At 53.0% G+C, this 5,785-nt stretch carries 7 protein-coding genes; 2 read left to right on the top strand and 5 right to left on the bottom strand.

Features of this window, described 5'->3' with window-relative positions; all coding sequences use genetic code 11:
• Positions 1-63 precede the first annotated feature (63 nt).
• The 4 genes from R6U41_RS13800 to R6U41_RS13785 all read right to left on the bottom strand — a co-directional run bounded on the left by R6U41_RS13800 (position 64) and on the right by R6U41_RS13785 (position 4,339).
• Positions 64-1,326, bottom strand: coding sequence for an NAD(P)/FAD-dependent oxidoreductase (locus R6U41_RS13800; protein WP_410270427.1), 1,263 nt, complete (start codon positions 1,324-1,326; stop codon positions 64-66).
• Positions 1,327-1,342: 16 nt separating this feature from the next.
• Positions 1,343-2,128: a DUF1295 domain-containing protein gene (locus tag R6U41_RS13795; protein ID WP_410270426.1), complete on the bottom strand. Its 786-nt coding sequence runs from the start codon at positions 2,126-2,128 to the stop codon at positions 1,343-1,345.
• A 229-nt stretch (positions 2,129-2,357) separates the two neighbouring features.
• A complete protein-coding gene (locus R6U41_RS13790; protein ID WP_410270425.1) occupies positions 2,358-3,770 on the bottom strand; it encodes an MFS transporter in 1,413 nt (470 codons plus the stop codon).
• Positions 3,770-4,339, bottom strand: a complete 570-nt coding sequence (locus R6U41_RS13785; RefSeq protein WP_410270424.1) for a chalcone isomerase family protein — start codon at positions 4,337-4,339, stop codon at positions 3,770-3,772. Before R6U41_RS13785 ends, R6U41_RS13790 begins: the two co-directional genes overlap by 1 nt.
• Before the next feature lie 119 nt (positions 4,340-4,458).
• On the opposite strand from R6U41_RS13785, the gene R6U41_RS13780 reads away from it, so the two are divergent.
• Together R6U41_RS13780 and R6U41_RS13775 are read left to right on the top strand one after the other, a co-directional pair.
• On the top strand, positions 4,459-4,899 hold the full coding sequence (locus R6U41_RS13780) for a DUF2177 family protein (RefSeq protein WP_410270423.1): 441 nt from the start codon (positions 4,459-4,461) through the stop codon (positions 4,897-4,899).
• A gap of 281 nt (positions 4,900-5,180) precedes the next feature.
• Complete coding sequence (locus tag R6U41_RS13775) at positions 5,181-5,489, top strand: hypothetical protein (RefSeq protein WP_410270422.1); 309 nt, start codon at positions 5,181-5,183, stop codon at positions 5,487-5,489.
• 65 nt (positions 5,490-5,554) lie between these two features.
• Here R6U41_RS13775 and R6U41_RS13770 read toward each other — a convergent pair.
• Positions 5,555-5,785, bottom strand: a 231-nt coding sequence (locus R6U41_RS13770; protein WP_410270421.1) for a hypothetical protein, incomplete at its 5' end; no start/stop codon positions are given.

Genomic DNA, 5,785 nt, shown 5'->3' with positions numbered 1-5,785 from the left:
GAAAATGATGATACACCGGCAGATGCCGGGTATGTTCCACAAAGCCTGTGTAAATTTTTGAATTCATAACCTAATCCCGAAATCATGTCCCACGGCCGCAGCCGACATCACCGCGTCTTCATGAAAACCGTAGCGGAAATAGCTGCCGCAAAACCAGGTGTTGTTAACCCCGTTTAAGCCGGGCAAATGTAGCTGTGTAGCAGCAGCGTCTTTGTCAAACATGGGATGCGCATAATTTAGATCCGCGATAATATGCCCCGGGTCTATGGGATAATCCGGGTTCAGGGTGACGCAGTAGTGCTTTGCTGATGCCAGCTGCTGTAGCTGGTTCATGTAATAGGTCAGGGTTGCAGGGCCGCGTTGGCTTTTTCCCGCCCCCTGCCTGTAATTCCAGGAGCCCCAGGCCGCCTGCAGGGGGGGAAGGCAGCTGGTGTCGCGGTGCAGGATGACCCGGTTTTGCGCATACTGCCAGGCAGAAAGCAGTTTTGTCTCGGCATCAGAAGGGTCTGCCAGCATTGCCAGCGCCTCGTCTGCATGGGCGGCGATCACCACCTTGTCATGGGTGGCTTCTGCTTCATGGGTCCATAGCCGTACCCGCCCGTTTTCCCGGGCGATTTTTTTCACCGGACAGCCGGTGTGAACCGTGCCCGGAAATGTTTTTAAAAAGGCCTTGACGTACGCATGGCTGCCGCCCTGGATGGTATACCACCGGGGTTGGCCGGAAAAAGACAGCAGCCCGTGGTTTTCAAAAAACCGGGCAAAGGTTTGCGCCGGAAAATCCAGTATATCCCGCTGGCCCGTGGACCATATGGCGGCACTTACGGGTGTGACGTAATGTTGTGTTAATGCAGCGGAAAATCCGGCCTGTCGCAAGTATTGACCAAGGGTCATGCCCGCCAGGCGGTTTTGTGCAAGCCGTCTCCGTGTTGTTTTGTTAAACCGGTCGATTTCAAACAGCAGGCGCCAGAACGACGGCCGCAGCAGGTTTTTTTTGTCTGCAAAGGGACGGGTGGTGTTGTAGGTAAACCCCATGCCCGGGTCCCAGTAGGTAAATGACATGGCGCTTTGCAGCCGGGATACGCCCAGCTGCTTGATAAACCGGATGAAATTGGGATAGGTGCGGTCGTTGAAAACAATGAATCCCGTGTCCACGCATGCAGCAGATCCATTGCCTTCATCGACTTCGATGGTATGGGTATGGCCGCCCACATAGCTGTTTTTTTCGTACAGGGTCACCCGATGGTGGCGGGCAAGCAGGTATGCGGCAACAATCCCGGCCACCCCGCCGCCCGCCACTGCAATATCCAGGTTGGTTTCATTTGCCATGCTATCTCCTTTTTTTTTAGCGACTTCGTGGAAACCAGGGCACAAACGCGCTGGTCCGCCGGATGTATGCCTGGTATTCTGGGTTATCGGAAAACTCGGTTTCCTCCATGAGAGATACACCGGTGAGCCGCAGCAATGTGTACGTAATCACCAGCGGGCTGACAATGGTCAAAAATCCCAGGGGTGTAGACAGCACGATAATAAAGATGCCCCACCAGACCAGGGTTTCACCGAAATAATTGGGGTGCCGGCTGTAATGCCAGAGGCCCTGGTCCATCACGCGGCCGTGGTTTTCCGGTGCGGACAGAAAGTCCCGGAGTTGGTAATCGGCCACAGATTCAATAATCAAGCCGGAAAGCCAGATCAAAAAGCCGGCTGCATCCAGCCATGTCAGGTGGGGGGGCTGTGCAGCCACCTGGCCGTACTGAACACCGATGGCAATGACCCACAAAAAAAGCGCCTGCACCAAAAACACCCTGTAGAGGCTCACCAGCCAGAACCTTTGCCCGTATTGCGCCCGCCAGGCCGCATACCTGGGATCTTCTCCCTTGCCCCGGCTGCGCCCGGAAATATGGACAAACAAACGCAGGCCCCAGATGGTCACCATCAGGGCCAGCAGGAGCTTTCGCATGAAAATCCCGTCTGCCTGGAAAAATGTCAGCCAAGCCACGAGCACGAAACCCGGACCCCAGAAAATGTCGGCAACAGCGGCATTTCTGCGCACCAGACTGATTACCCAGCCGGCCGTCATAAACCCGGCAGCCGCGACCAGATTCACGGCAAATAAAATAACAGTGTCCATAAAACAACTTTCTCCTAAATTGAGCGATTTTCAAGTTTGCCGTAGATACAAGGAAGATGCAGACTCGCTATAGTCAACTATGCGAGGTTGCATCTGACGCAGTAGCTGCGGTAAAATTGGAAATCCCGGAGGGTTTCAGATTTTTAAAGTACAAATTGGTGTTATCCTTTAAAATTAATTACTTTTAAAAATCTGAAACGCTCAATTTAGGTTTCTGTTTGTTGGCCGTTTATCCCTGCTCTGTTTCTGCCTTGCCAATGATGCGCCCGGAAACCAGGGGATCCGCAACCGCCCGGCCTGCGGACCGTTCTTCGATGGCCTGCCGGATGCGCAGGTGAATATCTCCGCTGATGGGGTAGTACAGGGCAATGACAATGGCGATGGCATTGCACACACAGGGAACCATCGCATACAGCACGCGCAGCGTCAGAATCACGGAATCGGACTGAATGACACCGGGCTGGTAACCGGATACCCCGAGCAGGGCCAGGCCTACACCCACGCCTGCGGCTGCGGCCAGTTTTTTGGCAATGGACCACAGGCTGATATACAGCCCTTCCCGCCGGTCGCCGGCAATCAGTTCGTCATAGTCAATCACGTCGGCCTGGATGGCCGAAGGGATGGCCAGCGTCGCCCCGAAACCAATGCCGGAGAGAAACACCAGGATACCGTATACCATCTCATCTCCGGCGCCCAGAAAAAATACCCAGAAAAACGCGCCGGTATTAATGGCCATGGAAGCGATCCAGGCAGCCTTTTTGCCGGTCCGGCGGGCCAAATACACCCACATGGGCAGAAAGACAATGCCTGTGACAAAATACAAGGCAAGAAACAAATCCGCTTTGGAAGATTCCAGCACATACTCCACGTAATAAAGAATCAGGGTCGCCGGCAGGTTGTTGCCGATGGCGCTGATGGTGTAAGCGATCAAAAGGATCCGAAAGGGCCGGTTGGCCAGGCTTGCACGGATCCATTGACCAATCCGGAGCTCTGATCGTTCTGCCGGCCGGGGCCGTTCCCGGAAAGCAGTCACGCACCATGCGCAGGCCCCCAGAATCAGGGGGATATAGATCAGAGACAGGATAAAAAAGGTCTGGCGTTCACCGGCCGCGCTGGCGTCTGTACCGGCGGCCCACCGGACTGCACCCGGCATGGCTGCGGCAATCACCGTACCGGCAATCAAGGCGCCGTCGCGCATGGAAAACAGGGCGGTGCGCTCATTATAGTCAAAGGTCAGCTCCGGGCCCAGGGACTCATACGGGACAATGACCACGGTCCAGAATAAAAACAAAGCAAATATCATGGCCATGAAATACAGGCCTGCCGCATCTGCGGCCATTTCTTCAGGCGGGTTGAACAACAGCGCAATGGCAAAAACCGTAAGCACGGCACCCGCGGCGATAAGCGGCCGCCGCCTTCCCATGGGTGTCTGCAGCCGGTCTGAGAAAATGCCGATAACCGGGTCGGTAAACGCGTCAAACAGCCGGACAATCAGAAGAATGGCGCCCAGAGCCGAGATGTGAACCCCCACCACGTCGGTGTAAAACTTTGGAATATAGACATATACCGGAATACCCACCACTGCCAGGGCAAATGCCGGGGCAGAATAGGCTGCCTTTGCTGCGGCGGAAAGCTTTCTCACTACCGGTCCCTTCCAAGCATGCGATCCCGGAAAGTTTCGTCTATGGGGTTTTCACCGATCCAGATGGCAAAAAACGCAGCAGCAAAGGCTGCGCCTTTAACCCCGCCCAGAAGTTTGTCATTGAGCCACAGACGGGTTCCGCTTTCGGGGGTATATGCGGCCGTATAACGGTCCCCGGGCTTGATGTCGCGGTATAAGTCGTTAAATTTTTCGATTTTCGGCAAAAGGGAGGAAAAACGGTCCGAAGAGACGTTTTTTTTGATCATTTCCCTGGTGGCCTTGGCAAAATCGCCGGCCTTGACGGCATGAAAATAGTGAAGCACCAGGCAGCGGGCCGACTGGTGGTCTGTGGCCTGGTCTGCGGTTTTGCCCTTTTCAAGATAAAATGCGCCTTTGTAGGCCTTTATAAAGACCATGTAGCGCAGCACACCCGTACCGCAGAGGGTCAGGGTATGGCCATCTATATTTTTTTGTTTGGCAAAGTCGGGTGCCTGGGCGCCTGCGGGACAAACCACAATGAAAAGCCATGCCAGCAGGACACCAATGCACACATGCGATTTTGTTTTCACTCTCAGTCCTTTCCGGCTTGGCCTCTGATCAGAGAAATCTGCTTTGCACAATCCATGTTTCACCACTAATTTATAATAATCATGGCGCAACGATTATCTATTAAAAGGAAGCTCGGATTATGAACTATTTTTTTTCTGCCGCGTTTTTCAAGGTCGCGGGCATTGCCATTGTGATTTTTATCGTGGCCGATATGCTGTGGCTGGCTGTTGTTGCCCGGCATCTTTATTTCAGGCAGATGAGCTATCTGTCATCGGTTGAAAACGGGCGGATCGTCTTTAACCTGCCGGTGGGAATCCTGGCCCAGGCAATCATTGCCCTGGCGCTTGCGGTGTTTGTCTCCCTTGCAATCATGGTGGAAAACCGCCTTGCTGCAGCCGTTTGCACCGGCGCGTTTGCCGGGTTTGCCCTTTACTGCACATATGATCTGACCAACCTGTCATTTGTTAAGGGCTACCCGGTGTTTATTGCCGTGGTCGACATTGCCTGGGGAACCGCCCAGGGCCTTTTTGCCGGCTTTTACGTGTTTTACCTCACCCGGTTTTTTCGTGCCGGTTTTTGATTGCATTGCCCGTGTCCTTGCGGCTGGTTTCCATCAGCGGAAGGATTTGCTGGCAGGGGCATGAGAAGTGCTTATATTTCACCATACAAATTGTGATGGCACCGTAAAAAGTCTGATTTCAGATGGTGCCGTAAAAAGTTCAAGATCAAGGCTTGCGCAATTTCGAAGAATGCAGCGTACTTAGTTAGCCGTACGTGAAATTCTGAGAAATTGCGCGTAACGCAGATATTGGACTTTTTACGGCACCATCAAATTGTAATTGCAGAAAAGGAGGCAGTTCCATGAATGATGTAAAGGATTATTGTGACAATTCCTATAAACGGCTGATCGGTTTAAAGGCCGGCTTATACGATGTTATCGTAAAGGCGGAAGAGGTTTCGGATTCAACGCATGCAGAGAGTGCAAAACAATTAAAATCTCTGGTCGACAGTATCGAAGAAGGCCTGGAGGAGCTAAAGAATCAATGTCCTGCGGATTGGACCCCAAATAAAAAAAGGCTTGACGAGAACATGGCCAGGCTATCGCAGACCCTGGAAGAACTTGCCGATAAGCTGCAGGTAACTGTACCCGACAGCACGGCATGGATTTAACGGGATTTCAATCTTTATGCCGGTGATTCGGGGCTTTAAATCATGGTAATCCAAGACAGGCTCCTTTATTTGGGTTTTTCACGCATGCGGCATTCAGCTGTAGTTTGAATGGCGGCAAGCAGATGCCGGGTCAGTTTGTGGAGACGGCCGGGGATGCCCACAAGCCTTGCCACAAAAAGCATGGGGCCGGAAAAGGTTTCAATGCTTTCGATCTTCACCCCATGGCCCACGGGCTTGAAATAAAATGTATGCCGGGAGAAAATGCCCCATTTTTTCCCAATCCAGGTAACCTGTCG

The sequence above is a fragment of the Desulfosalsimonas sp. genome, assembly GCF_046483245.1.
Classification (GTDB): Bacteria; Desulfobacterota; Desulfobacteria; order Desulfobacterales; family Desulfosalsimonadaceae; genus Desulfosalsimonas.
The sequence above is the reverse complement of the archived record's forward strand: the minus strand, read 5'-3'. Positions and strand labels throughout refer to the sequence as shown.